The sequence below is a fragment of the Sediminibacterium sp. C3 genome, from assembly GCF_000508085.1.
GTDB lineage: Bacteria > Bacteroidota > Bacteroidia > Chitinophagales > Chitinophagaceae > Sediminibacterium.
In genome coordinates this window covers 1-456 of record NZ_AXUM01000003.1, presented here as the reverse complement: position 1 = coordinate 456, position 456 = coordinate 1, and the positions used below count along the sequence as shown (strand labels likewise).

General features: G+C 38.8%; 1 pseudogene. It reads right to left on the bottom strand.

Annotation, left to right across the window (positions count from 1 at the left end):
- A pseudogene (locus tag F777_RS17935) lies at positions 1 to 456 on the bottom strand (peptidylprolyl isomerase); the annotation flags it as partial.

Genomic DNA, 456 nt, shown 5'->3' with positions numbered 1-456 from the left:
TTTCGCCAGCTGTTCAAATTTCTTGGGCCCCTGTGTTTCAGCCTGTTTTTTGTAATCATACAATTGCTTGGCCACATACTCTTCCACGTCTTTATTAGCTTTGGGAATCATCATGATTTGACTTATTTCCACTTCGCTTTCATAGAAGGGTAAACTATCAGTTGGGGTCTTACTAAAGTATTGCTTAACCTCTGTTGGGGTTATTTTAATATTGTCAACAATTTTACGTTGCATCTGATCCGCAAGCTTCTGTTCACGAAAAGCTTCTCTGAAATCATCTTTTAACTGATAGACAGTTTTGCCTGCAATCTCTTCCAATATATCTTTTGAACCGTATTGCTGAATCGTCTGACGAATACGATTGTCAAGTTCAGCCTCAATTTCGTCATCCTCTACTTTAAGAGAATCCTTCTGGGCCTGAAGCAATAATGCTTTCCTAATCAATTGTCCTTCCAG